The organism is Streptomyces lichenis (assembly GCF_023218175.1).
Taxonomy (GTDB): Bacteria; Actinomycetota; Actinomycetes; order Streptomycetales; family Streptomycetaceae; genus Streptomyces; species Streptomyces lichenis.
The window spans coordinates 160126-186283 of record NZ_JALPTH010000007.1 but is presented as its reverse complement, the minus strand read 5'-3'; the positions used below and the strand labels follow the sequence as shown (position 1 = coordinate 186283).

The following is a 26158-nucleotide window of genomic DNA, read 5'->3' as shown; positions in this document are numbered from 1 at the left end:
GCCCTCGCTCGTGCGGGCGGGGGCCGGACCCGGTGGGGGGGATGAGTGCCGGTCGGGGCGGCTCTCAGGCCGCCGGTGGTGGAGCGCCGGTCACCCGGTGCCGGTCACCAGGCGTTGTCACCCGGTGGTGAGCATGCCCTCGCGGAGCCGCTTCAGGGTGCGGGACAGCAGCCGGGAGACGTGCATCTGGGAGCAGCCGAGGCGCTCGCCGATCTGCGCCTGGGTCAGCTCCTCGACGAACCGCATGTGCACGATGCGCCGGTCGCGCTCGCCCAGTTCGGCGATGAGCGGGGCGAGGGCGTGGAAGTCCTCGACCAGTTCCATCGCCGGGTCCTCGGCGCCGATGAAGTCGGCGAGGGCGGCCTCGCCCTCGTCGGAGTCGTTGCCGACGGCCGCGTCGAGGGAGGTGGAGTTGTAGCCGTTGGAGGCGAGCCGGGCCTCGATGACCTCGTCCTCGGACAGGCTCATCAGCGCGGAGAGCTCGGCGACGGTGGGGGTGCGGCCGAGCCGGGTGCGCAGCTCCTCGGTGGCGCGGGCGAGTTCGACCCGGGCCTCCTGGAGGCGGCGGGGGACGTGCACGGCCCAGGAGGTGTCGCGGAAGAAGCGCTTGATCTCGCCCACGATGTAGGGGACGGCGAAGCTGGTGAACTCCACCTCGCGGGTGAGCTCGAACCGGTCGATCGCCTTGATCAGGCCGATCATGCCGACCTGGACGATGTCCTCCATCTCGTCGCCGCGGCTGCGGAAGCGGCCGGCCGCGTAGCGGACGAGGGACATGTTCATCTCGATCAGGGTGTTGCGCGCGTACTGGTATGCGTGGGTGCCCTCTTCGAGCACCGCCAGCTGTTCGAAGAACAGCTTCGACAGGGCGCGGGCGTCCCTCGGGGCGATCCGCTTGGGATCGGCCACCTGAGGCAGGTCGGCGATGCCGCTGTCGGTGATCGCCGTCGTGTGCCGCAAGGCCGTCGCCGCCGTCGTCATTGCTTCATCCCTCCCTTGCCGGTACGGCTCCACTGTCCCCCGTGGAAGCCGATGAGGCGCGGTTACCCCGGCATCGCCGCTTCATGCACGGCGATTTCCGGCCGGTTGCCCCGCGCGGGGCAACCGGCCCGGTGACCGGCCCGTCCGCCGGGCTGGCCGGGGAGGATTCGCGGGTGGTGCGGGGCCGGGCACGACGGCCGCGGTCGACTCGGGGCCCTACCGCGGCCGTGCGTTCCCTTTCCCTCTCCCACCGGGCGGTGCCTGGAGGATCACCGCCCGGCGGGGGTCCGTCTGCCCGGCGGCCGTCGGGCCATGCTGGTCCGGGCGGGTGACAGGGCGTCGGCCGGTCCGGGGGGGTGGAGGGCCGGAACGGTGCGGCAGCATGGCGGTATGAGTGACGACCACCGCCCGCCGGGCGACGGCCCACGGGGGCGCGAGCGGGACCGGGTGCGGGAGTTCTTCGCGGCCCGGGCCGCGCGCTGGGACAGCCGCTTCCCCGACGACGGGCCCGCGTTCGCGGCGGCCGTCGCGGAACTGGGCCTGCGGGCGGGGGACGCGGTGCTCGACGCGGGCTGCGGCACCGGGCGGGCGCTGGCCCCGCTGCGGGCGGCGGTCAGCCCGGCGGGCACCGTGCTCGGTGCGGATCTGACGCCGGACATGCTGGCGGCGGCCGTCCGCGCCGGGCGGGACACCGAGGCGCGGCTGCTGCTCGCCGACGTGGCCCGGCTGCCGCTGCGGGACGGGGTGCTGGACGCCGTCTTCGGTGCCGGGCTGATCTCGCATCTGGCACGTCCGGTGGAGGACCTGCGGGAGTTGGCCCGGGTGGTACGGCCCGGGGGCCTGCTCGCGCTGTTCCATCCGGTCGGCCGGGCCGCGCTGGCCGCCCGGCAGGGCCGCCCGCTCACCGGCGACGACCTGCGGGCCGAGCCCCACCTGCGCCCGCTGCTGGCGGCTTCCGGCTGGCGGCTGCGCTCGTACGCGGACGAGGACGCCCGTTTCCTCGCCGTCGCCGTACGGTCGGAGGGCCCTCCCCCGCCGCCGGGGTGACGGAGACCGGTCGGCGCCCCCTGGTGGCCGGGAGCGCACCGGCGCCCTTCTGCCCGGTCGGCGCGCGGCCTACGGTGGAGGGAGCGGCAGACCCGACGCGGCCAGGCCCGTTCGGCGGCGCCCGGCCGAGAGGAGGCCCCATGTGGCACCAGCTCCGCGGTTTCCTCGGGCCCCGGACGCCCAGCCGTGGCGGCGGACGCCCGTCCCGCCCGGCGGCCCCGCGGCCGTACAACCTCTTCGAGGCGGCCGCCGCCAGTGTGGCGGCCGGAGCGGAGAACGATCCGGTGGCGGCGGCCGAGGCCGAGGAGTGGGTCTCCCCCGAGGCGCTGGCCTTCGGGGTCCGCGAGCTGGCCTGCCGCGCGGTGCTCGCGCTGGCGCGTGAGCGCGGCCGGTCCCCGCGGTCGGTGGCCCGGGAACTGCTCGGCCTGCCCTCGGCCTGACGGCGTCCAGGGTCGGGCCCCGCCGCCCATCGGAGCCGATCGGAGGCCGCCCGGCTCTCGACGCGGAGGTTACCCGCTGGTTAAGGTGCGCCGACGAACCACGGGCCGAGCGGAACGCGGAGGGCGCCATGGCCGAGATGGAGCAGGTGGAGGCGGCCGAGGCGGATGACACCCTGTTCATCCTCACCGCCGCGCTGCTGACGCCGGCGCAGTTCCCGGCGGTGCTGGGTGACGACTACCCGGAGGCCTGCGCGGCCCTGGGTCTGGGCCCGCATCCGGTCGGCTACGGGCTGGTGTTCGGCCAGGACGGGGACGGGGCGCGGTGGACCGTGGTGGTGGACGACGTGTCCCTGGTGGCCGTCGCCATCGCCACCTGGGACTGTGGGATGGAATACGACCTCTCCCCCGACGAGCACACGGTGGTGGCCGCGCTGCCGGGCTGGCCGCTGGAGCTGACGGTGACCGCGCCCGGAGTGCCGGAGCCCCATGATCCGCCGGCCGGGCCGGACGACCCCGCTCCGCTCGCCCCGCCGGACACCGGTGCCTGGGGCCCGGCGCAGCGCCGGCTGGGCGCCGACGCGGTGGCCCTCCAGTGGGCCGTCTGGCGTGAGCAGTTCGACGCGGACGACGCCGGGGGCGACGGGGAGACGCCGAGGGAAACCGCCCGGGAAACGGCCGGCACCCCCGTACCGGGGACAGCCGTCGCGGAGGAAACGGCCGCCGCCCGGGAAACGGCCGGAGTGCCCGTACGGGAAACGACGGCGCCCTCCCGGGAGAGGGCAGGTGCTCCCGTACGGGAAACGACCCCCGCGCAGGAGGTGCCCGCCGCACGGGAAACAGCGGCGCCCGCCCGGGAAACGGCCGGGGCAACCAGCGCCCATCCCCCCGTACCGCCCTCGGGCAGCGAAGCCCCGGACGGGCACGCACGGTTGCGGCGGGTCCTGGACGACCTGCGGGGGTATCTGGTGGAGCCGCCGCCGCCCGGGCGGGTGCGCTCGGCGTTCGCCCCCGGCGGGGCCCGTACGCTCCGGGCGGACGGCCCGGGCTGGTCGCTGGTGGCCCGGACGGACGACATCGCCTTCGTCCTGCTGGACGACATGCCCGGGGAGGTGCTCCCGGTGGGCCGGGGACCGAACCTGCCCGGGCTGCTGGCCGCCCTGGACCAGATGGCGGTCCGCCCCGCCTGACGGCCCGACGCCTGACACTTGACGCCTGACACGGCGGTACGCCCCGCCCGGCCGCGGACGGCGGGGCAGGGCGTACCGGGGTGGGGTCAGCCGCTCGGCTCGTCGGCGGCGCCCTCCGTGGCGTCGTCTCCGGCGGGCGCGTCCTCGGCCGAGGGCTTGGCGGTCTCGCCGGAGCCGCCGTCGCTGTCGGAGGCCTCCGAGCCCTCGGAAGCTTCCACCAGGTCGGCGTCCCAGTGGTCCGACCCGGAGCCCGCCTGCTCGTCGGGCATGTCCCTCGGGATCGGGTCCTCACTGGTCTCGCCGGCTCCTTCGAGCCGCTTGTCGTCCATGTCCGTCCCCTTCAGTCCGGTGGCGGTCGCCCGCTGATCGTTTCGCAGCGGCGGGTACCCCGGGGTGGTCGGACTCAGACGTACGGGCCGGCCGTCGGCGCGCCCGGTCGGCCGGCGCACGGTCGGTACCGCCGAAACGGCCCGGCGCGGTCAGCGGCCCGGCGCCGTCAGCGGCCCAGCTCCCTCCGGTTCACCCGGCGCAGCCGGCGCCGCTGGCCGGGGTCGAGCGCCAGATAGGCGATGACGGGCACGCCGAGGACGACCAGCAGCGCGAACCAGAAGCCGATGAGCGGCCAGAGGAGCAGGCCGACGGCCACTCCCCCGATGACGACCTTCGTTCTGACCGACATGGCGGAACCTCCTTCACGGCCGGGCCGGCAGGGCCTGGCCCGCGCCGCCGGGCCCGGCGGCCCGGCGGTTGTCTGCTCCGAGAACGCGCAGCCCGTGCCTCCGGTTCCCCTCCGCTCCCTCCGTGCCGCGATCGACGTGTCCCAGCTCACACCGGATCGGGAGCTTCCGCGCGACTCCATGCGGTACTGTCGGCGACTCCCATCCATCTAGTCAAGTTTGAGGAGTGCGCCAGCCCTTGCCGAACCTCGCCCGCTGCTCCGCCGTGTTCCTGCCCGGTGACCCCGCCCGTACCGGACGGTTCGCCTTCCACCCGCCCATGGACGGCGAACCGGTCCCCGCCGTCCCGCCCGGTGGGGACGTCCGCGCCGAGCAGTTGACGCTCGTCGGTCCGGACGCCTGCCCGCACCGCGTAGCCGCCGCGGTGCTGGACGTCGGCGCCGCGCTGCCCCTGCTGACCCGGGGCCGCCGGCATCCGGACGCCTCGCCCTCGGTCGCCTTCTGGGGCGCGGCGGCACTGACCGCACTCGGGCTGACGGCCCGCGGACTGCTGCTCCCCGGCCTCTCCCCGGCCGGCCATGACGCCTGGCGGGCGGGTCCGCTGACCGCCGAGGACGTGGAGGGCCTGCGCCGGCTCGCCGCGTCGATGCCGCCGGAGGCCCACGCGTTCCCCACCGGCACCGCACCGGACGGCGGGGCGCTGCTGCCGGAGCCGGAGCGGCTGCTGCGCGGCTTCCTGGACGCGGTCGCCGACACCCTGCCCCGGGCCCCCGCCGCCGCACTGGCCGCCGGGGGCCCGGTCCTCACCGCGCCGGAGCCCCGGCAGGCGCCCGGGCTGCGCGCGTGGGCGGCGGATGTGGCGGCCGGCCATGACGCCGGGGTGCGGCTCTCGCTGCGGATCGAGGCCGTCGGCTCGGAGGGGCCCGCCGCCGGAGCGGAGGCCGTGACCGCACCGGCGTTCCGTGCCGTGCTCCAGCTGCACCCGGCCGGGGACCCCACCCGGGTGGCCGACGCCGCCGAGGTGTGGGCGGGGCGTGCGGAGGGCTTCGGACTGCGGGCCCGGCTGGACGCGCTGCCGGCGCTCCACCGCGCCGCCCGGGCCTGGCCCGCGCTGTCCCCGCTGCTGTCGGCGGCCGTGCCGGACGCGGTGGAGCCGGCCGACGAGGAGCTGCTGGAGCTGCTGGGCGAGGCGGGCCGGGCGCTGGCCGGAGCGGGGGTCGCGGTGCACTGGCCGCGCGATCTGGCGCGGTCGCTGACCGCACGCGTGGTGATCGGGCCTCCGGCGGAGACGGGCGGGGCGCCCGTCGAGGAGGCGGCGTCCGGAGGCGGCGGGGGTTCGGCACCGCCTCCGCTGCTGTCGGCGCACGCCCTGCTCGGCTTCGACTGGCGGTTCACCGTGGACGGGATGGAGCTGACCCGGGCGGAGCTGGACCGGCTGGCCGAGTCCGCCCGCCCGGTGGTGCGGCTGCGTGACCGGTGGGTGCTGGTCGACCCGGAGGAGGTGCGGCGGGCCCGGGAGCGGCAGCCGCGCAAGGTCACCCCGCTGGACGCGCTGGGCGCCGCGCTGACCGGGAGCACCGAGGTGGACGGCCGGCAGGTGGCGGTGGAGCCGTCGGGCTGGCTGCGTACCCTGCGGGACCGGCTGGCCGAGCCGGAGGGCGGGCATGCGGAGCTCGCGCAACCCGCCGCGCTCGCCGCCACCCTGCGCGACTACCAGTTGCGCGGTCTGGGCTGGCTGGACCGGATGACCTCGCTCGGTCTGGGCGCCTGCCTCGCCGACGACATGGGCCTGGGCAAGACCATCACCCTGATCGCGCTCCATCTGCACCGTCAGGGCGATCCGGCGACGGCCGGGCCGACGCTGGTGGTCTGCCCGGCGTCGCTGATGGGCAACTGGCAGCGGGAGGTGGAGCGTTTCGCCCCCGGCACGCCGGTGCACCGCTTCCACGGCGCCGGGCGGGGGCCGGCCGGATTCGCCGATGGCGAGGGCGGGGCCGGGGGCTTCGTGCTCACCACATACGGGACCATGCGGCGGGACGCGGCGCGGCTGGCCGGGGTCCCCTGGGGGCTGGTGGTGGCCGACGAGGCGCAGCACGTCAAGAACGCCTCCTCGGCGACGGCCCGTCAGCTGCGGAGCATCGGCGCCAGGGCCCGGGTGGCGCTCACCGGCACCCCGGTGGAGAACAACCTCTCCGAGCTGTGGGCGGTGCTGGACTGGGCCACCCCGGGACTGCTGGGCCGCCTCGGTACGTTCCGCCGCCGGTACGCCCGGGCGGTCGAGGGCGGCGACCCGGTGGCGGCGGAGCGGCTGGCGGCGCTGGTGCGGCCGTTCCTGCTGCGGCGGCGCAAGTCCGATCCGGGGATCGCGCCCGAGCTCCCGCCGAAGACGGAGACCGACCACCCGGTGCCGCTCACCGCCGAGCAGACCGGGCTGTACGAGGGGGTGGTCCGCGAGGCACTGGCCGGGATCGCGGCGGCGGACGGCATCGCCCGGCGCGGTCTGGTGGTGAAGCTGCTCACCGGGCTGAAGCAGATCTGCAACCACCCGGCCCAGTATCTGAAGGAGGACGACCCGGTGCTGGCCGGGCGCTCGGGAAAGCTGGAGCTGCTGGACGAACTGCTGGACACGGTCCTCGCGGAGGGTGCGAGCGTGCTGGTGTTCACCCAGTACACGGCGATGGCCCGGCTGCTGCGGCGCCATCTGGCCGGGCGGGGGGTGGACACGCAGTTCCTGCACGGCGGCACTCCGGTGCCGGAGCGCGAGGCGATGGTGGACCGCTTCCAGCAGGGCGCGGTGCCGGTCTTCCTGCTGTCGCTGAAGGCGGCGGGCACCGGGCTGAACCTGACCCGGGCCGAGCATGTGGTGCACTTCGACCGCTGGTGGAACCCGGCCGTGGAGGCCCAGGCCACCGACCGGGCCTACCGGATCGGGCAGACCCGTCCGGTGCAGGTGCACCGGCTGGTCGCCGAGGGCACGGTGGAGGACCGGATCGCGGCGATGCTGGCGCGCAAGCAGCGGCTGGCCGACGCGGTGCTGGGGCCGGCCGAGGACGCGGTGACCGAACTGACCGACGCGGAGCTGGCGGAGCTGGTGTCCCTGCGAGGAGGCGCGCGATGAGCGACGGATACGAGGCGGACCCCTCCATGACCGAGGAGTACGGCACGGGCGGGGCCGGGGCCTCGGAGGAGCGGACCTTCGCTCCGCTGCCACCGGCGCCCGGCGGGGCCTTCGCCCGCAGCTGGTGGGGGCAGGCGTGGCTCAAGGCACTGGAGGACTCGGCGCTCGACCTGCAGCAGGTGAAGCGGGGCCGCCGGCTGGCGCGGGCCGGGGCGGTGGGCGCGGTGTCGGTACGGCCCGGCCGGATCACGGCGGTGGTCCGGGACCGGGACGGTACGGCGCTGCGCAGCGATGTGCTGCTGAGGGAGCTGGACGGGGAGGAGTGGGACCGGTTCCTCGCGGTGGCCGCCGAGCGGGCCGGGCATGTGGCCGCGCTGCTGGAGCGGGAGATGCCGCCGCACCTGGTGGAGGACGCGGCCACGGTCGGGGTGGAGCTGCTGCCCGGGATCGGGGACCTGGAGGCGGAGTGCGCCTGCGGTGCGTGGGACCACTGCCCGCACACCGTGGCGCTCTGCCAGGCCCTGGCCCGGCTGCTGGACGAGGACCCCTTCGTGCTGCTTCTGCTGCGCGGCCGTGGTGAGCGCCGGTTGCTGGCGGAGGTGCAGGCGCGGGTCCCGGTCGGCCCCGAGGCGCCGGAGGACCGGGAGGGCGTCCCGGGAGTACGGGCCGACGAGGCCTTCGCCGCCCGGGACATCCTGCCCGCGCTGCCGCCGGAGCCGGTGCTCCCCGAAGCCCCCGGCGGGGCCCTGTCGCTGGCGGTGGAGTCCTCGCCGGGGGACGGCGTCGACCCGGCGGCGCTGGAGGCCCTGGCGGCGGACGCGGCCGGTCGGGCGTACCGGATGCTGGCGGAGGCGCTGGCCCCGGGCCATGGGGAGCGCCCGCCGGCCGAGGTGCTGACGCCCGCTCAGGACGCGGTACGGCTGGTGGCCGAGGCGCGGCAGCCGCTGCCCGAGGAGATGGCGGCCCGGCTGGCGGCGGGTTCCGGCCGTCGGCGGGAGGAGCTGGCGGCGGCCGTGGCGGCCTGGCGCTCCGGCGGCGGGGTGGACGCGCTGCGGCTGCTGGAGGAGGAGTGGGCCCCGACTCCGGTCGAGTCGGCCGCGGCACAGGAGCGGCTGGCCTCGGCCATGCAGGACGCCGACCGCCCCCTACCGCGGCCTGCCGGGCCCGGCCGGTGGTCGGTGCCCGGCGGGCGGCTGCGGGTGGACCGGGCCGGCCGCTGGTGGGCGCTACGGGAGGTGGACGGCCACTGGATCCCGGCCGGCCCCCCGGACCCCGACCCGGCCGCGGCGTCGGCCCTCCTGGCGGAGACCGACGGCTGAGGGGCCCGGGCTGGGCCGGGGTGGACCGGGGCGGGGCCCGGGCCCGGGCGGGTACTGGCCAGGCGTCGGCGGCCCGACGAGGCTCGGGCCGGGCCCGGCTCGCGGAAGCGGAGCCGGGCGCGGTGCCGAAGGGGGTCCGGGCGCCGCGTGCGGCCCCGAGACCCGGACGGGGACCGGACTCGGCCCTGGGCCGCTCCCGGCCCGGAGCGGCCGAAGGCCGCGCCCGGCGTGCGCAGGGCTCGACGACCCGGCCTCGGGAACTCGGCCTTCCGTACCACCGAACCGGTGCTGCCACGGCCAGGCGGCGTGGCGCCCGGACGGCTTGGCCGCAGGCCCGGGGCCCGGGCTGGTGTGAGGCAGGCGTCGGCGGCCCGACAAGGCTCGGGCCGGGCCGGCTCGCGGGAGTGGCACCGGTCGCGACGCGGGGGTGGGACCTGACACCGGGCCCGGCCCCGGGCTGGGCAGGTGCGGGGCAGGTGGCCGAGGCCTGACGGGGCGGCCCCTGGGAGTCCGGCCGCGCGCTGCGGACTCAAGCCCACCCCGCGGGCGCACAGTTGGAGACCCTGCCCACCTGCGACTTCGGTCGCACGGGCGGGGTGCCGGGATGCGACTGTGGTCGGATGCGAGGGCGACCCGGGGGCGATGTGGCCGGGTGTGCGCCGCCGTGAGGATGACCGGGTGACCGAGATCATCGCGGGGCTGTACATGTCCCCTCTGGAAGTCGTAGCCGTACTGGGTGCCGTCGCGCTGGTGGTGGCGCGCTGGCTTCCGCCCGCCGTCCGCCCGCGGGTCGCGCTCGCGGCGGGGGCGGTTCTCGTGGTGTCCGTGATCGCGCTGATGGTGGCGGTGGGGATCAGGTGGCAGCTGCTGCCGGTCCTGGTGGGCGCCGCCCTCGCGTCGCCGTTCGCCCTCGCTCCCCTGCTGCGGCGGCACCGTACCGGGCGGCCGGCGTGGCGGGCCCGGTGGTGGCTGGCCCTGCCGGGGTCGGTGCTCTGCGTCGGGCTGATCGCGTCGGGCCCGGTGGCCGCCTGGGCGTTTCCGGTGCCCGAGTTCCCGGAGCCCTCGGGCCGTTTCGCGGTGGGTACGCGGGTGGTGCAGTGGACCGACCCGGGCCGCGCCGAGAGCTTTACGGCCGATCCGGACGACCGGCGCACCGTGGTGGTGCAGCTCTGGTACCCCGCGCGGCAGAGCCCGGCGGGCACCGGGCGGGCCCCGTACCTCGGGCGGACGGAGCAGGAGGCGCGCACCGTGTCCGACGCCCTCGCCGGCGGGGTCGGGCTGCCGGGCTTCCTGGTGGACGGCGTCACGGAGGCCCGTACCCATGCCGTGGTCGACGCCCCGGTGGCCGAGGGGGGTGGACGGTTCCCGGTGGTGCTGTTCTCGCCCGGATCGAACGGGGTGCGGACCCAGAACACCGCCTGGGCGGAGGAACTGGCCAGCCACGGCTATGTGGTGGTCGCCCTGGACCACCCGTACGACTCCGCCGCCGTGGTCCTCGCCGACGGGCGGACCATTCGGGCCAGGACCACCTCCAGCGGCAGCCGGGAGAAGGACGCGAAGCTGGCGGTCGGCTGGACCGCCGTACGCGCCGCCGACCTCCGCTTCGTCCTGACCCGGCTGGAGCGTCCCGGGCGGGAGACGACCGGTCCGCTGACCGGGCGGCTGGACACCGGCCGGGTCGCGGTCACCGGCCACTCCATGGGAGGCGCCGCCGCCTTGCAGGCGGCCCGGCAGGACCGCCGGTTCGACGCGGTCATCGACCTGGACGGCTTCCCCCACGGCCCCGCCTCGCCCTCCCTCCACCAGCCCGTGCTGGCGCTCACCCAGGCCCTCACCCCCGCGACCGACCCGCAGTATCCGCCGCGTCTCACCGAGGCCTTGGAGCGCAGCACCGCGCCGAGTTACCGGCTCACCGTCCCCGGCGCCGCGCACCTCACCTTCATGGACGGCCCGCTGTATCTGCCGCCGGTGCCCTCGATCGTCGGCTCCGTCGGCCGCACCGAGAGCCCGCGGATGGTCGCCGCGACCACGCTCGCCTTCCTGGACTCCACCCTGCGGCAGAAGGCCGGTGACCTGGCCGGGGCTCTGTCGGCGCACGGCGATCTCACGGTCCACCGCCCGGAATAGGCAACCGGCCGGTTCGGGCGGCTCGGTGGCGGGCGGTGGGCCCCTACCATGGCGCGGGTGACGGTCACAGGGGCCCCGATCCATACCGAACGCCTGCTCCGGGCGCGGCTGCGCGCACTGGGGGTGGAGCGGGGGGACGTGCTGCTGGTGCACTCCTCGCTGCGGGCCGTCGGACCGGTGGCGGGTGGCGGTGCGGCGGTGCTGCGCGCGGTGCTCGGGGCCCTCGGCCCGTCCGGGACCCTGGTGGTGCCCACGTTCACCGCGCGGAACTCGGACACCTCGCCCGCCTACCGGGACCGGGTGGGCGGTCTGACGCCGGAGCAGGTGGATCAGGTGCGGGAGGCGATGCCGCCGTACGACGCGGAGCGGATGCCCTCGGACGGGGTCGGGGTCTTCCCGGAGCTGGTGAGGGGCGCCCCGGGGGCGCTGCGCAGCGCGCATCCGCAGACCTCGTTCGCCGCGCTCGGCCCGTACGCCGAGAAGGTGGTCTCCGGCCACCATCGGGACAACCACCTCGGTGAGGACTCACCCCTCGCGCGGCTGTACGAACTGGGCGCCCGGGTGCTGATGCTGGGCACCGACTGGGAGGCGTGCAGCGCCTTCCATCTGGCCGAGTACCGGGTGCCGGAGCCGCCCCGTCGGAGCTACCGCTGCGTGGTGCGGGACGAGCGGGGGCGGCGGCGCTGGTGGGAGTACGAGGATGTGGCCCTGCGGGACGGGGACTTCGGCGCGCTGGGGGCCGATCTGGAGCGGTCGGCCGGGGCGGCGGCGGGTGTGCGGAGCGGGCGGGTGGGGTCGGCGCCGGCCCGGTTGGTGGAGCTCACCACGGCGGTGGACTTCGCCCGGGAGTGGCTGGTCCGCCATCGCTGAGGGGCTGTCAGAAGGGGGATGAGGGGCCGCCGGACGGCTGAAGTTCGTCCGCTGGTTCGCCGGTCTTCGGTTCCCGGGGGTCCGGGCCGGGCAGCTCTTGCCCGAACCCGCCCGGGCGGCCTGCCGCCGGACCGGGCCCGCCGCCCGACCTCGGGGGTCCCCATGACCGTACCCTCAGCGACCGCGCTTCCCGGCCGACGGCCGTGGCACCGCGCGACTCCCGTCCGTCCCCTGAACCTTGTGCTGGTCGTGCTGTCGCTGCTGCTCGCCGGGGTGGCCGGGGCGCCGCCCGCGCGGCCGGCGGCCGCCTGGGCGAGGGTCGCGGAGGGGGTGGAGTACCGGTGGCTGGATCTGGCGTCGCCGCGCGGGACCGCGCGGGCGCATCTGCTGTCGGTGGAGCTGGACCGGGCCGGGGTGTCGCTGGGGCTGCTGTACCCGGGAAAGGTGGCGGCCCGCTCGGCGCTGTCCTCGCTGGCCGACGGGGCGGCGGCGGTGGGCGGGGTGAACGGTGACTTCTTCCATCTGACGGAGAGCCAGCACCCCGGCGTGCCGGCGACCGGAGCGCCGGTCGGGCCGGCGGTGGCCGAGGGGCGGGCGCTGAAGGCGGCGGTGCCCACGGCGCAGCGGTACGGTCCGGCGCTGCCGCGCGGGGCCGACGCCCGCCAGGTGTGGGGGGTGGGCGCGGACGGTACGGCGCGGCTCGGGGAACTGGTGCTGGACGGCGCGGTGTCCTCGGCGGCGGGCGAGTGGCCGCTCGGCGGGCTGAACCAGTACGCGCTGCCGCAGGGTTCGGTGGGGCTGTTCACCGCCGACTGGGGGGCGGCGTCCCGGGCGCGGGCGGTCTGCGGCTCCGACACCCGGCGGGACGCGCCCTGTGTGGAGGAGGCGTACGAGGTGACGGTGCGCGCCGGGCGGGTGGTGTCGGTGGCCGGGGCTCCGGGGAGCGGGCCGATCGCCGAGGGCACCTCGGTGCTGGTCGGGCGGGAGGCGGGGGCGGCCCGGCTGCGGCGGCTGGCGGTCGGGGACCGGGTGAGGCTGCGGTACGGGCTGGTGGCCGCCGACGGCGGGGCGCCGTTCCGGTTCGCGGTGGGCGGCTTCCCGGTGCTGCGCAGCGGGGTGCCGGTGGCCGGGCTGGACGGGGCGGTGGCGGCGGTGCGCACCGCGGCGGGGATCGGGGAGTCGGGGCGCCGGGTGTGGCTGCTGGCGCTGGACGGCTCCCCGGAGTTCCGCCAGGGGCTGACGCTCGCGGAGCTGGCCCGGGTGACGGCGGAGCTGGGCGCCGCCGAGGCGGTGAACCTGGACGGCGGGGGTTCCTCGACGCTGGTGGCCCGTCAGTCCGGCGCGGCGGGGGTGCGGGTGCTGAACCACCCGAGCGGCGGAACCCAGCGTCCGGTGCCGAACGGGGTCGGTGTCTTCGCTGCCGGATGAGCCCGGGCGGCGCAAGCGACGCTCAGGGCTTGAAGCCGCTGACCACGTCGGCGGTGGCGGCCACGCCGTTGTAGATGGTGGGGGCGAGGCTGGTGCTCGCCAGGAAGAACCCGAGCAGTCCGCAGACCAGCGCGTGGGAGAGCTTCAGCCCGCCGCTGCGCAGATAGACCACCGCCAGGATCAGCAGCAGCACCACCACGGAAATGGATACGGCCATGTGTCGCCTCCTCGGCCCGCCGCACGGAGTGTGCGTTGCGGCATTCGGCGGCCAGTCTGGCGGAGGCCGTTCGCCGCCCGGGGGTACGGCATGTCGGCCGAACGGGTATTACCGGGCCGCGGACCGTTACGCCCGGGCGGGCACCCGGTGGGCGGTACGCGGGTCAGGCGCCGGATCAGGTGCCCGGCTCGGCGCAGCCGGCCCACTCCACGGTGCGGTCGCACCAGCGCTCCAGCAGGACCCGGTCGTGGCCGACGGCGAGCAGCCCGGCGCCGTGCTCGGCGCGGTACTCCTCGACGGCGGCGACCAGGGCGGCGGTGGTGGAGGCGTCGAGCATGGCGGTCATCTCGTCGCAGACCAGCCAGCGGGGCCGCAGCACCAGGGCGCGGGCCAGGCAGGCGCGTTGCAGCTGGCCGTCGCTGACCTCGTGCGGGCGGCGGGTGAGCAGGTCGCCGGTGAGGCCGGTGGCGGCGGCGAGTGCGGCGACCCGCTCGGGTGCCTCGGTGCGGCGGCCGGTGGCGCGCAGTGGTTCGGCGATCAGGTCGTGCAGGGTGAGGCGGGGGTCGGCGGAGAGCCGGGGCTGCTGGAAGACCACGCCGATGGCGGTGCGCAGCCGGCGCGGGGCGCGGTGGCGCCAGCCGCGTACCGGCTCGCCGTCCACGGTGACCCGGCCGGCGTCGGGGCGGTGCAGCAGGGCGGCGACCCGGGCGAGGGTGGACTTGCCGCAGCCGCTGGGGCCGAGCAGGCCGACGGACTCGCCGGGGGCGAGGGTGAGGGAGGCGGCCCGGAAGACGGGGGCGCGGCGGTCGTAGCCGGCGGTGACGGCGTCGAGTTCAAGCACGGGCCGGCTCCTCGGCGTGGTGGCAGGCGACGCCGTCGGCGAAGTCGGGTGCGGTGGCGCAGCGGTCGGTGGCACGGGGGCAGCGGGGGGCGAAGGCGCAGCCGGTCGGGAGGTCGCCGAGCTCCGGGGGCAGCCCGGGGATGGGGCGGAAATCCCGTTCGGGCAGGGCGGCGAGCAGCCCCCGGGCGTAGGGGTGGCGGGGGCCGGGTGCGCCGAAGAAGGCGGCGGCGTCGGTGAGTTCGACGATCCGGCCGGCGTACATCACGGCCACCCGGTCGGCGATCCGCTCGGCCGCGGCCAGGTCGTGGGTGATCGTCAGCAGGGCGCGGCCGTCGTCGGTGTGGCGGCGCAGCTCGTCGGCGGTGCGGTGGACCAGGTCCCGGTCGAGTCCGGTGGTGGGTTCGTCGGCGAGCAGCAGCGGGGCGTCGCCGACCAGGGCGAGGGCGGTGGCGGCGCGCTGGGCTAGGCCGCCGGAGAGTTCGTGCGGGTAGCGGTCGAGCAGCCCGGTGGGGAAGGCGGCGCGGTCGGCGGCGGCGGTCACGGCGGCGGGCAGGGCGCTCCTGGGGGTGCGGTCCAGTGCCCGCAGGGTCTCGGCGAGCTGGGCGCGGATGGTGCGGACGGGGGTGAGGTGGGCGGCCGGGGACTGCGGGATGAGGCCGATGCGCCGGCCGCGTACGGTGCGGGCGAGGGTGCGCTCGGAGGCGGTGAGCAGGTCGACGGCGTCCGTACCGCCCGTGCCCTCGATGACGGCGCTGCCGGCGGTCTGGGCGTTGCCGGGGAGCAGCCCGAGCAGGGCGGAGGCGAGGACGGACTTGCCGCAGCCGCTCTCGCCGACCAGGGCCAGGCACTCCCCCGCCGCCAGGTCGAAGCTCGCTCCGGTGACGGCGGCGATGTGCCGGCCGCCGCGCATCCGGAAGCGGACGGACAGTTCGCGCACGCTGAGGACGGGGGCCACGGCACCGGGCCGCACGGCGTCGGACGTGGCAGCGTCCGGCTTCACGGTGTCCGGTTTCACAGCATCAGCTCCGATCGGCGGCGCGGGTTGATCCGCTCCCGCCAGGCGCCGGCCAGTCCCGCGATGGCGAGGGTGGGGACGATCAGGAAGAGGCCGGGGAAGAGGGTGGGCCACCAGTCGCCGGCCAGCAGCGAACCGCGGGCGGTCTGCACCAGGGTGCCCAGGCTGGCCTGGTGGGTGGGCAGGCCGAGGCCGAGGAAGGAGAGCGCGGACTCGTGCCACATGGCGTGCGGCACCATCAGCACGGCGGCGAGCCCGGCCTGCGGCAGTACGGCGGGCAGCAGATGGCGGGCGGTGACCCGCCACCGTGAGGCCCCGCCGGAGATGGCCGCGTCCACGAAGGGCCGGGAGCGCAGCGAGAGCACCTCGGAGCGGACGATCCGGGCGGTGGAGAGCCAGTGGGTGAGGGCCACGGAGACGATCACGGGCCAGACCCCGGGGCGGAACATCGCCACGATGAAGATGCCGAGGAGCAGGTGCGGCACCGACGAGAAGGTGTCGACCAGCCGCATCACGATCCGGTCGGTCCAGCCGCCGAAGGCCGCGGCGGCGGCGCCCACGGCCGTGCCGATGACGGTGGCGACCAGGGCGGCGACCAGGCCGACGAGGAGGGAGACGCGCAGCCCGTAGACGCAGCGCAGCAGCAGGTCGCGGCCGACGTCGTCGGTGCCGAAGGGGTGGGCGGGGGACGGCGGCCGGAGTTTGAGGGCGAGGTCGATGGCCTGCTCGTCGAGCTGGACGATCGGCGGCACGACGAGCACCGCGAGCACGGTGGCGGCCGTGATGAGGGCGGAGGCGGTGACCCGTACGGTGCGGGTGGAGCGCCGGGTGCGGCCGTGCGAGCGCCACTGCCGGGAGATATCGGTCTTCGTGGTGAGGTCAGCCATCGAAGCCCACCCTCGGGTCGGCGAGTCCGTACAGCAGGTCGGAGAGGAGGTTGCCGAGCAGCACCGCGGCGGTGGCGAGCACGGTGAGCGCGGCGAGCAGCGGGAAGTCGACGGAGACGGCGGCCTGCACGGTGGCGGCGGCGATGCCGGGCCAACTGAAGACGGTCTCCACCAGCAGGGCTCCGGTGATCAGTTCGGGGACGCGGGAGCCGATCAGGGTGAGCATCGGCAGCATGCCGGAGCGCAGGGCGTGGCCGAGCAGCACGGTGGGTTCGGCCAGGCCGCGGGCGCGGGCGCCGCGTACGGCGTCCTCCTCCAGCGCGTCGGCGACCCCCTGGCGTACGTAGAGGAAGAACCAGGGCAACTGGGAAACGCCCAGGACCAGGGCGGGCAACACCAGGTGCCTGGCGACCTGGTCGGGGGAAACGGTGTCGCTTCCGGTGTCGGTGAGGCCGCCGGCCGGCAGGGCGCCGAGCTTGAGGGCGAAGAACCAGATGGCGAGCAGCCCGAGCCAGAAGGCGGGGGCTGCTTCCAGGGTGTACGCGGCGGAGCTGGTGATCCGGTCCAGCCAGCCGCCGGGGCGGCGGGCGGCGAGGACGCCGAGGGCGGTGCCGAGCAGCACGGCGACGGTGAAGGCGGTCGCGGCGAGCAGGGTGGACCAGCCGAGGCGTTCGGCGATGACGTCGGCGACGGGCTGGCGCATCACGCTGGAGTCGCCGAGGTCGCCGGTGGCCGCGGAGGTGACCCAGTGCCACCAGCGGGGGACGAGCGGCTGGTCGACGCCGAGGTTGGCGCGCAGCTGGTCCAGGTTCTCCTGGGTGGCGGTGAGTCCGGCGGTGCCGGCGTAGGCCTTGACGGGGTCGAACGGGGAGGCGGCGGCGACGGCGAAGACGCCGAAGGTGACGAGCAGCAGGACGGGGACGGCGAACAGGGCCCGCCGTCCCGCCATCCTGGCCATCGCCCCGAGCGGGACGCGGCGGCTCACTTCCCGGCGTCCTTGGGGGCCCAGTCCTCCACGTTCCACCAGGGGCCGGAGGCGAGGCCGTGGTCGTGCGGCTCCACCTGGGTGGACAGGCCCTTCCAGCGGTCGTCCACCACGTACACGTGGTCGATGTGGGTGAGGAAGGTGTAGCCGGGGTTCTTCACCAGTTCGCGCTGGACAGTGTCGTAGGCGGCCTTGCGCTCGGCCTTGTCGTCGGTGGTGCGGCCCTGCTCCAGGGCCTTGTCGACGGCCGGGTTGTCGTACCAGGCCATGTTGTTGAAGCCGTCGCCGCCGAGGCTGGACTTCAGCAGCAGGTACTGGTCGAAGTCGGGGTCGCCGGGCGAGCCGCCGCCGGCCAGGACGGCGTCGGTCTTCATCCGGGGCTGGATGACCTCCCAGGTGCCGGCCTGGGTCTTGACGTCGATGCCGGCCTTCTTGGCGTCGGAGGCGTAGGCGAGGGCGTGGTCCTGGCGGAGCTTGTCGCCGGAGAGGTACCACAGCGGGAAGGAGGCGCGGACGCCGTTCCTGACGCGGATGCCGTCGGGGCCGGGCTTCCAGCCGGCCTGGTCCAGGGTCTTCTGGGCGGCGGCCAGGTCGTGGCGGCGCTCGGTGCCCTTGGTGAACCACTCGCTGTCGGTGGGGACAGGGCCGTAGGCGGGCTTGCCGGCGCCTTCGAGGATCTTGTCGACCATGGTCTGCCGGTCCACGGCGGTGTCCAGGGCGCGGCGGATGCCGGTGTCCCCGGTGACCTTGTTGTGGGTGGGCAGAGTGACCAAGCGGTAGTCGTAGCTGGTGGCCTGGTAGGTCTTGCGGCCCTTGTCACCCTGGAAGCCCTTGGCGAGGTTGGGCGGCAGGATGGCGCCGTCGAGGTCGCCGGAGCGCAGCCGGGTGGCGCGCACGTCGTCGTCCTTGATGATCGCCATGGTGAACTTCTTGACCTCGGGCGCGCCGCCCCAGTACTTCTCGTTGGCGGCGAAGCTCAGCTTCTCGCCCTTGGACCACTGGGTGAGGACGTAGGGGCCGGTGCCGACGGGCCTGGTGGTGAACGGGCCGGTGTTGACGTCCTGCTTCGCGGCGATGTGCTCGGGGGCGATACCGAGGACGGTGCGCTCGGCGAAGGCCGCGTAGGGGTACTTCAGGGTGAAGACCACGGTGTCGTCGCCGGTGGCCTGGACGTCCTTGAGGGCGTCCAGGTCGCCCTTGGAGGCGCTGTTGGTCTTCGGGTCCAGGATGGTGCGGTAGGTGTAGACGACGTCCTTCGCGGTGAACGGCTTCCCGTCGCTGAAGGTGACGCCCTTGCGGAGCGTGTACGTGTAGGTGAGGCCGTCGGCGCTCACCTTCGGCAGCTCGGCGGCGAGCGCGGGCTTGAGCTTCATCCCGCCGTCGAAGGCGAGCAGCCCGTCGAAGATCTTGGAGTTGCCGTCCTTACCGTAGCCGAGGAGCGGGCTGAGGGAGTCGGGCTCGTAGGCGATGCCGACGACCGCGCTGTCCTCGGCGGCACCGCCCTTGCCGTCCGCCCCGGAGCCGGGGTTGGAGCAGGCCGCCGCCGTGAGGGCCAGGGCCCCGGCGAGTGCGGCCGCGGCGGTGCCGCGTATGGATCGGGCGGCGGTCATGGATCTCCACACCCCTACTGTCGGGACTCGGCTGTCGTCGTGGGCACAGGCGATGCGCTGTTGCGAACGCTTGGCAATTAAACAGCATGTAGAGGAGTGGATTCCCTTTGCGGTCCTTACCTGGCCGCTGGGGTGGAGGGCAGGTCGTATCTAAGGGCCGCGGGCGCCGTCCGCGGCCTTCCGTACGACGGCGCCCGCCAGGTCACCCGGGGCTGACCGGCGCGGGCAGGTCGGCCAGGCGGGCGATCGTGTCCTTGTGCCGGCCGGGTGAGCCCAGGGCGGTCTGGTCGGCCTTGGCGCGTTTGAGGTACAGGTGCGCGGGGTGCTCCCAGGTCATGCCGAGACCGCCGTGCAGCTGGACGCACTCCTCGGCGGCGTGCACGGCCGTCCGGGAGCAGTGGACCTGGGCGACGGCGGTGAGCAGCGGGGCGTCCGGGCTGCCGGTGGCGAGCGCGTCGGCGGCGGCGCGGGCGGCGGCCCGGGCTCCGGCGATCTCCAGCCAGAGCTCGGCCATCCGGTGCTTGAGGGCCTGGAAGGAGCCGATGGGCCGGTTGAACTGGTGGCGGGTGGCGGTGTGCCGGACGGTCTGCTCCAGGCACCATTCGGCGAGGCCGAGTTGCTCGGAGGCGAGCAGGGCGGCACCGGCGAGCAGTCCGCGCTCCCAGGCGGCGCGCCCGGTCTCGGCGTCGGCGACCTTGGCGCCCGTGCCCTCGGGCAGGTCCACGGTGGCCGGCGGCCGGGTGAGGTCCAGGGCGGTGAGCGGGGTGCGGACGGCGTCGGCGGCCTCGGCCGCGTACAGCCCGTCGGGGCGCAGCACCAGCAGCACGTCGGCCAGGGCCGCGTCGGCGACCGCGGTGACCGGGCCGGGCGGGGGCGGCGGGTCGCCGGGGGCGGTGGAGAGCGGGGTGAGGAGTACGGCGGTCCGCTCCCCCGCCGCGAGTTCGGCGAGCAGTCCCTCGGCGGCGGGTCCGGCGGCGAGCAGGGTCTCGGTGGCGATGACGGAGCTGGTGAGGTACGGCAGCGGGGCGACGGCGCGGCCCAGCTCCTCGCAGACCACGGCGGCCTCCCGGTGGCTCGCGCCCTGGCCGCCGAGCTTTTCGGGGACGAGCAGTCCGGCGGCGCCGATGGAGGCGGCCAGGGCGCGCCACAGCTCCGGGTCGTGGCCGCCGGCCTGCTCGACGCGGGCGGGCAGCGCGGCCGGGTCGGCGCGGTCGGCGAGCAGGGACCGCACGGCGGAGCGCAGGTCCTCCTCGTCACGGCTGTAGAGGAGGTCGGGGTCAGCCACCGGCTTCGGGTCGGTTGCCGGCTTCGGGTCGGTTGCCGGCTTCGGGTCGGTCATCGCGCGAGGTCCTTCCACGGGACGTCCTTGTCGGTGCGGGGCTCGGCGGGCAGGCCGAGGACGCGTTCGGCGACGATGTTGAGCAGCACCTCGCTGGTGCCGCCCTCGATGGAGTTGCCCTTGGCGCGCAGGTAGCGGTAGCCGGCGTCGCGGCCGGTGAAGTCGACGTACTCGGGGCGGCGCAGGGTCCAGTCCTCGTACAGCAGGCCCTCGTCGCCGAGGAGTTCCGTCTCCAGGGCGCTGATCTGCTGGTTGAGGCGGGCGAAGACCAGTTTGGCGCCGCTGCCCTCGGGGCCGGGCGCTCCGGCGGCGAGCTGCTGGCGGAGCCGTTCGCCGGTGAGCCGGGCCACCTCGGCGTCCACCCAGAGGTCCAGCAGCCGCTGGTGGAGTTCGGCGGTGCGCAGCTCGGGGCGCTCCCGCCAGGTGGCGGCCGCCTTGGCGATCATGCCGCCCTCGCGCGGCTGCCGGCCGCCGCCGATGGAGACGCGTTCGTTCATCAGGGTGGCCTGGGCGACCCGCCAGCCCTCGCCGACCGCGCCGAGCCGGTGGGCGTCGGGGATGCGGACGCCGTCCAGGAAGACCTCGTTGAACTCGGCCTCGCCGGTGATCTGGCGCAGCGGCCGGACCTCCACGCCCGGGTCGGTCATATCGCACAGGAAGTAGGTGAGGCCCCGGTGCTTGGGGGCGTCGGGGTCGGTGCGGGCGACCAGGATGGCCCAGCGGGCGAGATGGGCGCTGGAGGTCCACACCTTCTGGCCGGTGACCGCCCAGGAGTCTCCGTCGGCTACCGCCCGGGTGGCGAGGGCGGCCAGGTCGGAGCCGGCGCCGGGCTCGCTGAACAGCTGGCACCACACCTCCTCCCCGGTCCACAGCGGCCGCAGGAAGCGGTGCTTCTGCTCCTCGGTGCCGTAGGCGAGGATGGTGGGCGCGGCCATGCCGAGGCCGATGCCGATCCGGCGCGGGTCGTTGTCGGGGGCGCCGGCGGCGGCCAGTTCGGCGTCCACCGCGGGCTGGAGGGCGCGGGGCGCGTCCAGTCCGCCGAGCCCGGCCGGGTAGTGCACCCAGGCGAGGCCGGCGTCGAAGCGGGCCCGCAGGAAGTCGGCCGGGGGGGGTGGTGGCCGGCGGGTGGGCGGCCAGCAGCTCCCGCGTACGGGTGCGCAGTTCGTCGGCGCCGAGAGGCCGGGGGCTCATGCGGCGGCCCCCTCGGGCAGGACGACCAGCCGGCCGGTGGTGGTGCCCTCGGCGACCCGGCGCACGGCGTCGGCGGCCTGGGCGAACGGGACGCGTTCGCTGATCAGCGGCTTGATCAGCCCCTTGGCGGCGTACCCGGTGAGGGTGTCGTGGCAGTGCCGGACGGCGGCCGGGTCGTGCTGGTTGTACAGGCCCCAGTGCAGCCCGAGGATCGCGTAGTTCTTCACCAGGGCGTGGTTGAGCGCGGGCGCGGGGATGTCGCCGCTGGCGAAGCCGACGACCACGATCCGGCCCTCGAAGGCCACGCACTTGGCGGACTGGGTGTAGGCGGCGCCGCCCACCGGGTCGTACACCACATCGGCGCCGCGTCCCCCGGTGGCCTCCTTCACCGCGGCGACCACGTCCTCGGAGCGCCGGTCGACGACCAGGTCGCAGCCGTTGCGGCGGGCGGCCTCGGCCTTCTCCGGGCCGCCGGCCACGCCGATGACCCTCGCCCCGGCTGCCTTGCCCAGCTGGACGGCAGCGCTGCCGACACCCCCGGCGGCGGCGTGCACCAGCAGGGTCTCGCCCTCCTTCAGGGCGGCCCGCCGGTGCAGGGCGAACCAGCCGGTCTGGTAGCCGATGTGCAGGGCCGCCGCCTCGGCGTCGTCCAGCGTCTCGGGCGCGGGCAGCAGGGCGGCCTCCTCGGCGAGTACGTACGCGGCGAGTCCGCCGTGCGGCAGGACGGGGGTGGCGATGACCCGGCGGCCGTCGGCGGTCTCGGCGCACACCTCCACGCCGGGGGTGAACGGCAGCGGCGGGCGGATCTGGTACTGCCCGCGGCACAGCAGCGCGTCGGGGAAGTTGACGTTCGCGGCCCGCACCTTCAGCAGCACCTGGCCCGGCCCCGGTTCGGGACGCGCCACCTCCTCCCGACGCATCACCTCGGCCGGTTCGCCGTTGCGGTGTACTCGCCATGCCTGCATCCGGGGCCTCCGTGGGACGGGTCAACCGTTCTCGGTCGCATACTAAGCGGTCGCTTGGTGAAGCGGAAGCGACCTCGGCGCCGGGTGCCGGGGCCCGTGGCGGCACGCCGTGGCGGGTTTGAGACACTGTGGCCGATCATCCAGGCCGCGCGGGCCAGGAAACCGGTGCGAACCCGGTACGGTCCCGCCACTGTGAACGGCCCCCGCTCCCGGGGGCCGTGAGTCAGACACTGCCGCGCCGCCTGCCCAGCTTCGACTCAGGGGACGAGGACATCCCCGGAGAGGCGACATACGGCCATGGCCCGATCCCGCGCCGCGCTGCGCGCACTCACCGCCGCAGCCCTGCTGCTTCCGCTGGCCGCCTGCGGCGGGAAGGACGCCGACGACGGCGCCGCCCCCGCGAAGAAGGCCGCCGGCTTCCCGTACACCGTCACCAACTGCGGGGTGAAGACCACCTTCGACGCGCCGCCCGAGCGGGCCGTGGCCCTCAACCAGCACGCCACCGAACTGCTCCTCGCCCTCGGGCTGAAGGAGAAGATGGCCGGCTCGGCCTATCTGGACGACGCGGTGCTGCCCGCGTACCAGAAGGACTACGACCAGGTGAAGGTGCTGGCCGAGGAGTACCCCTCCAAGGAGGTGCTGCTCGGCGCGAACCCGGACTTCGTCTACGGCGGCTACGACAGCGCCTTCGACAAGGCCCAGGGCCGCGACCGGGCCGGACTGGAGAAGTCCGGCATCAGGACCCGGCTGAACACCGAGTCCTGCGCCGACCGCCCGGTGGGGATGGCCCAGTTGCGCACCGAGATCACCGAACTGGCCCGTACCTTCGGCGTCCCCGAACGCGGCGCGCAGCTGATCGCGGACGAGGAGAAGCAGGTCGGGGCGGTGCGCGCCCGGCTGGCGAAGACCGAGCCGCTGAAGGTGTTCGTCTACGACTCCGGCGAGGCCAGCGCCTTCACCGCGGGCGGCCAGGGCATCGGCAACGAGCTGATCTCGCTGGCGGGCGGTCGGAACGTGTTCGCCGATGTGAAGAAGTCCTTCGCCGATGTGTCCTGGGAGCAGGTGGTCGAGCGCAAGCCCGAGGTGGTCGTCATCTACGACTACGGCGGCACCACCGTGGAGCAGAAGAAGCAGCGGCTGCTGAAGGACCCGGCGCTCAAGGACGTACCGGCGGTGAGGAACAAGCGGTTCGCCGTGCTGCCGCTCTCCTCCGCGGTGCTCGGTGTGCGGGTCGGCGAGGCGGCGGACGCGCTCGCCGGCCAGCTCCACCCCGACGCCCGGTGACCGCCCCGGCGACGGCGGCCGAGGCCCGCCGGGCGCCCGCCCGTTCGGCCGCCCGGCTGCCGCTGACCCTGGCGGTGCTGACACTCGCCCTGCTCGCCGCGGCCGTCGCCGGGCTGGCCCTGGGCCCGGTGCGCATTCCGCCCGGCGAGGTGCTGGACATCGTGGTGCGCGGGGAGCGGCTGGGCGCGTACGCCTCGATCGTCTGGGACGTGCGGATGCCCCGGGTGCTGCTCGCGGTGCTGGTGGGCGCGGGGCTGGCGCTCACCGGCACGGTGCTCCAGGCGCTGGTGCGCAATCCGCTGGCCGACCCCTTCCTGATGGGGGCCTCCTCGGGGGCCTCCTCCGGTGCGGTGCTGGTCATCGTGCTCGGCATCGGGACGGGGGCGCTGGGCGCGGTGGCGCTGCCCGCGGCCGCGTTCGCCGGTTCGATGGCGGCGCTGGTCACGGTGTACGCGCTGGCCCGCCGCGGCGGGTCGATGACCACCGGGCGGCTGGTGCTGGCCGGGGTGGCGGTGCAGTACATCCTCCAGGCGTTCACCAGTCTGGTGCTGGTGGTGGCCGCCGAGGCCGAGCATGTCCGCCAGGTGATGTTCTGGACCCTGGGCGGTCTGGGCGGGGCGCGCTGGGACGAACTGGCGGTGCCTGCGCTGGTGCTGGTGGCCGGGACGGCGGTGCTGCTGGCGCTCGCCCGGCCGCTGGACCTGCTGCTGGCCGGTGAGGAGGGGGCGCACACCCTCGGGCTGGACCCGGGGCGCTTCCGCGCCTGGGCGTTCGTGCTGGTGTCGCTGGTGGTCGGGGTGCTGGTGGCGTACAGCGGGGCGATCGGCTTCGTGGGATTGATGGTGCCGCACGCGGCCCGGATGGTGGTCGGCGCGGCGCACCGGCGGCTGCTGCCGGTGGCGGCGCTGGGCGGGGCGGTGTTCCTGCTGCTGGCCGATCTGGTGGCGCGGACCGCCGCGGCACCCGAGGAGATCCCGGTGGGGGTGGTGACCGCGCTGGTCGGCGGGCCGTTCTTCCTCTGGCTGCTGCGCCGGTCCCGCCGGACGGAGGAGATCGCATGACGGCGGTGGACGCCGGGGAGCGGACCGGGGCGGCCGCGCTGACCGCCACCGGGGTGCGGTACGCGATCGGCGGGCGCACCGTCCTGGACGGGGTGGACGTGTCCGCCGCGCCGGGCGAGACGGTCGGCCTGGTCGGGCCCAACGGCAGCGGCAAGACCACCTTTCTGCGCTGTGTGTACGGCACGGTCCGGCCGTCCGCGGGCCGGGTGGAGCTGGACGGGGTGGACGCGGCCGGGCTGACGGTACGGCAGCGGGCCCGCCGGATCGCGGTGGTCGCCCAGGACGCGGGGGTCGCGGCCGGGCTGACGGTGCGGGAGGTGACGGCGATGGGCCGCGGCCCGCACAAGCGCTTCTGGGAGCAGGACGGGCCGGACGACCTGCGCCGGGTGGAGCGGGCGCTCACCGAGGTGGACGCCGGGCACCTGGCCGACCGGGCGTTCACCGAGCTGTCCGGCGGGGAGCGGCAGCGGGTGCTGATCGCCCGCGCGCTGGTGCAGGACCCGGGGCTGCTGGCGCTGGACGAGCCGACCAACCATCTGGACGTACGCCACCAGCTGGAGATCCTGTCGCTGGTACGCCGGCTGGGCACCACCAACGTCCTGGTGCTGCACGACCTCAATCTGGCCGCGGCCTACTGCGACCGGCTCCATGTGCTGGACGGCGGCCGGGTGGTGGCGAGCGGCACCCCGGCGGAGGTGGTGACGGCCGGGCTGCTGGCCGAGGTGTACGGGGTGCCGGCCCGGGTGGAGCCGCATCCGGTGACCGGCGCCCCGCATGTGCTCTACCTGCCGTTGCCGTGACGGGCGACCTGACGCCCGGGGAGTGGACGCCGGTGGAGCGGGGGCCGCGCTGGCGGGTGGCGGTCGGGGTCCCGCCGGCCGCCGAGGCGGACCAGTGGCTGGCCGCCGACCGGCTCGCGGACCCGGACGGCCCCGGGCTGGGCGTACTGCTGGCGGCGGAGCGCGACAGCAGCGGCCACCGCACCGAGCACGCCGCCGCGCTGACCCTGATGGCGGTGTACGCGGGCTGGGTCACCGCCGCCGCGGTGCTGCACTGGGCGCTCACCGACGAGGTCCCGGACCTGCGGGCCGGCAATGTGCTCGTCCGGCCCGGGACGCACGGGATCGCCGGGGTGCGGGTGCGCCGGGCCCGGCTGGCGGTGGCCGAGCGCGGTGAGCCGTCGGTGGCGCTGCTGCACCGGGTGGTGCTGGAGGGGCATCTGCTGCCGGTCGCCGAGGCGCTGCACCGGCGCACCCGGGCCGGGCGGCGTCAGCTGCGGGGCGGGGTGGCGCACGGCTGCGCCACCGCGCTCTGCGCCGTCGACGGGCCGGTGGACCTGCTGGAGGAGCGCTGGCGGCTGCTGGTGCGGGACGCGCCGGGCGGACTGGCGGCGCTCGGGGAGACGGCCCGGGTGCGCGGGGTGCGGGACGGGCGGGAGCGGCTGGTGTATCTGCGCCGGACCTGCTGCCTGTTCCACACCAGCACCGAGGCGGTGCGCTGTGCCAGCTGCTGTCTGACCGATCGGGCGGAGCGGCTGCGGGCCTACGCGGCGGCGCGCTGAGACCGGGC

General features: G+C 75.8%; 23 protein-coding genes, 1 pseudogene and 1 riboswitch. Of the genes and pseudogenes, 12 read left to right on the top strand and 12 right to left on the bottom strand.

All coding sequences use genetic code 11. The annotated features are described in order from the left end of the window. Positions 1 to 117: 117 nt before the first annotated feature. Positions 118 to 981, bottom strand: coding sequence for an RNA polymerase sigma factor SigF (locus M1O15_RS09940; protein WP_248632934.1), 864 nt, complete (start codon positions 979 to 981; stop codon positions 118 to 120). Positions 982 to 1371: 390 nt separating this feature from the next. Here M1O15_RS09940 and M1O15_RS09935 point away from each other — a divergent pair, with 390 nt between their 5' ends. From M1O15_RS09935 to M1O15_RS09925, 3 genes are all read left to right on the top strand, one after another. Next, entirely contained in the window at positions 1372 to 2028 is a 657-nt protein-coding gene (locus M1O15_RS09935; RefSeq protein WP_248632933.1) for a class I SAM-dependent methyltransferase, read from the top strand. Between the two features lie 140 nt (positions 2029 to 2168). Further along, positions 2169 to 2468 carry a hypothetical protein gene (locus M1O15_RS09930; RefSeq protein WP_248632932.1) on the top strand — a complete coding sequence of 100 codons (300 nt, stop codon included), beginning with the start codon at positions 2169 to 2171 and terminating at the stop codon, positions 2466 to 2468. A gap of 128 nt (positions 2469 to 2596) precedes the next feature. Continuing rightward, positions 2597 to 3655, top strand: coding sequence for a hypothetical protein (locus tag M1O15_RS09925; RefSeq protein ID WP_248632931.1), 1059 nt, complete (start codon positions 2597 to 2599; stop codon positions 3653 to 3655). An 86-nt stretch (positions 3656 to 3741) separates the two neighbouring features. Here the strand turns inward: M1O15_RS09925 and M1O15_RS09920 are convergent, their stop codons facing one another. Together M1O15_RS09920 and M1O15_RS09915 are read right to left on the bottom strand one after the other, a co-directional pair. Beyond that, positions 3742 to 3984, bottom strand: coding sequence for a hypothetical protein (locus M1O15_RS09920; protein WP_248632930.1), 243 nt, complete (start codon positions 3982 to 3984; stop codon positions 3742 to 3744). A gap of 167 nt (positions 3985 to 4151) precedes the next feature. Then, positions 4152 to 4334 (bottom strand): tail-anchor membrane protein, encoded by a 183-nt coding sequence (locus tag M1O15_RS09915; protein ID WP_248632929.1) that lies wholly within the window; start codon positions 4332 to 4334, stop codon positions 4152 to 4154. 236 nt (positions 4335 to 4570) lie between these two features. Here M1O15_RS09915 and M1O15_RS09910 point away from each other — a divergent pair, with 236 nt between their 5' ends. The 5 genes from M1O15_RS09910 to M1O15_RS09890 all read left to right on the top strand — a co-directional run bounded on the left by M1O15_RS09910 (position 4571) and on the right by M1O15_RS09890 (position 13194). Further along, on the top strand, positions 4571 to 7450 hold the full coding sequence (locus M1O15_RS09910; RefSeq protein WP_248632928.1) for an SCO1167/SCO6262 family helicase: 2880 nt from the start codon (positions 4571 to 4573) through the stop codon (positions 7448 to 7450). Continuing rightward, on the top strand, positions 7447 to 8769 hold the full coding sequence (locus M1O15_RS09905) for an SWF or SNF family helicase (RefSeq protein WP_248632927.1): 1323 nt from the start codon (positions 7447 to 7449) through the stop codon (positions 8767 to 8769). Before M1O15_RS09910 ends, M1O15_RS09905 begins: the two co-directional genes overlap by 4 nt. A gap of 642 nt (positions 8770 to 9411) precedes the next feature. Further along, on the top strand, positions 9412 to 10896 hold the full coding sequence (locus tag M1O15_RS09900; protein ID WP_372499431.1) for an alpha/beta hydrolase family protein: 1485 nt from the start codon (positions 9412 to 9414) through the stop codon (positions 10894 to 10896). A 48-nt stretch (positions 10897 to 10944) separates the two neighbouring features. Beyond that, positions 10945 to 11766, top strand: a complete 822-nt coding sequence (locus M1O15_RS09895; protein WP_372499424.1) for an AAC(3) family N-acetyltransferase — start codon at positions 10945 to 10947, stop codon at positions 11764 to 11766. A gap of 240 nt (positions 11767 to 12006) precedes the next feature. Then, positions 12007 to 13194: a phosphodiester glycosidase family protein gene (locus M1O15_RS09890; RefSeq protein ID WP_372499423.1), complete on the top strand. Its 1188-nt coding sequence runs from the start codon at positions 12007 to 12009 to the stop codon at positions 13192 to 13194. Positions 13195 to 13216: 22 nt separating this feature from the next. Here the strand turns inward: M1O15_RS09890 and M1O15_RS09885 are convergent, their stop codons facing one another. From M1O15_RS09885 to M1O15_RS09845, 9 genes and pseudogenes are all read right to left on the bottom strand, one after another. Continuing rightward, positions 13217 to 13411 (bottom strand): hypothetical protein, encoded by a 195-nt coding sequence (locus M1O15_RS09885; RefSeq protein WP_248632925.1) that lies wholly within the window; start codon positions 13409 to 13411, stop codon positions 13217 to 13219. A gap of 175 nt (positions 13412 to 13586) precedes the next feature. Beyond that, positions 13587 to 14252: an ABC transporter ATP-binding protein gene (locus M1O15_RS09880; RefSeq protein WP_248632924.1), complete on the bottom strand. Its 666-nt coding sequence runs from the start codon at positions 14250 to 14252 to the stop codon at positions 13587 to 13589. Further along, complete coding sequence (locus M1O15_RS09875) at positions 14245 to 15162, bottom strand: ABC transporter ATP-binding protein (protein WP_248633105.1); 918 nt, start codon at positions 15160 to 15162, stop codon at positions 14245 to 14247. The genes M1O15_RS09880 and M1O15_RS09875 overlap by 8 nt, the downstream gene beginning before the upstream one ends. Before the next feature lie 101 nt (positions 15163 to 15263). Beyond that, positions 15264 to 16154, bottom strand: coding sequence for an ABC transporter permease (locus M1O15_RS09870; RefSeq protein ID WP_248632923.1), 891 nt, complete (start codon positions 16152 to 16154; stop codon positions 15264 to 15266). Further along, positions 16147 to 17112, bottom strand: coding sequence for an ABC transporter permease (locus M1O15_RS09865; RefSeq protein ID WP_248633103.1), 966 nt, complete (start codon positions 17110 to 17112; stop codon positions 16147 to 16149). The genes M1O15_RS09870 and M1O15_RS09865 overlap by 8 nt, the downstream gene beginning before the upstream one ends. 23 nt (positions 17113 to 17135) lie before the next feature. After that, positions 17136 to 18749 carry an ABC transporter substrate-binding protein gene (locus M1O15_RS09860; RefSeq protein ID WP_248632922.1) on the bottom strand — a complete coding sequence of 538 codons (1614 nt, stop codon included), beginning with the start codon at positions 18747 to 18749 and terminating at the stop codon, positions 17136 to 17138. A 202-nt stretch (positions 18750 to 18951) separates the two neighbouring features. Next, entirely contained in the window at positions 18952 to 20088 is a 1137-nt protein-coding gene (locus M1O15_RS09855; RefSeq protein ID WP_248632921.1) for an acyl-CoA dehydrogenase family protein, read from the bottom strand. After that, a pseudogene (locus M1O15_RS09850) lies at positions 20085 to 21279 on the bottom strand (acyl-CoA dehydrogenase family protein). Before M1O15_RS09850 ends, M1O15_RS09855 begins: the two are co-directional and overlap by 4 nt. Further along, positions 21276 to 22244: an NADPH:quinone oxidoreductase family protein gene (locus M1O15_RS09845; RefSeq protein ID WP_248632920.1), complete on the bottom strand. Its 969-nt coding sequence runs from the start codon at positions 22242 to 22244 to the stop codon at positions 21276 to 21278. Before M1O15_RS09845 ends, M1O15_RS09850 begins: the two are co-directional and overlap by 4 nt. A gap of 132 nt (positions 22245 to 22376) precedes the next feature. Beyond that, positions 22377 to 22497: riboswitch (cobalamin riboswitch) on the top strand. Positions 22498 to 22541: 44 nt separating this feature from the next. Between M1O15_RS09845 and M1O15_RS09840 the strand changes: the two genes are divergently transcribed. The 4 genes from M1O15_RS09840 to M1O15_RS09825 are packed head-to-tail and all read left to right on the top strand — an operon-like array spanning position 22542 to position 26150. Further along, on the top strand, positions 22542 to 23528 hold the full coding sequence (locus M1O15_RS09840) for an ABC transporter substrate-binding protein (RefSeq protein WP_248632919.1): 987 nt from the start codon (positions 22542 to 22544) through the stop codon (positions 23526 to 23528). Further along, positions 23525 to 24589, top strand: a complete 1065-nt coding sequence (locus M1O15_RS09835) for a FecCD family ABC transporter permease (RefSeq protein ID WP_372499421.1) — start codon at positions 23525 to 23527, stop codon at positions 24587 to 24589. The genes M1O15_RS09840 and M1O15_RS09835 overlap by 4 nt, the downstream gene beginning before the upstream one ends. After that, positions 24586 to 25389: an ABC transporter ATP-binding protein gene (locus tag M1O15_RS09830; RefSeq protein WP_248632918.1), complete on the top strand. Its 804-nt coding sequence runs from the start codon at positions 24586 to 24588 to the stop codon at positions 25387 to 25389. The genes M1O15_RS09835 and M1O15_RS09830 overlap by 4 nt, the downstream gene beginning before the upstream one ends. Then, positions 25386 to 26150, top strand: coding sequence for a hypothetical protein (locus M1O15_RS09825; protein WP_248632917.1), 765 nt, complete (start codon positions 25386 to 25388; stop codon positions 26148 to 26150). The genes M1O15_RS09830 and M1O15_RS09825 overlap by 4 nt, the downstream gene beginning before the upstream one ends. Positions 26151 to 26158: the final 8 nt, after the last annotated feature.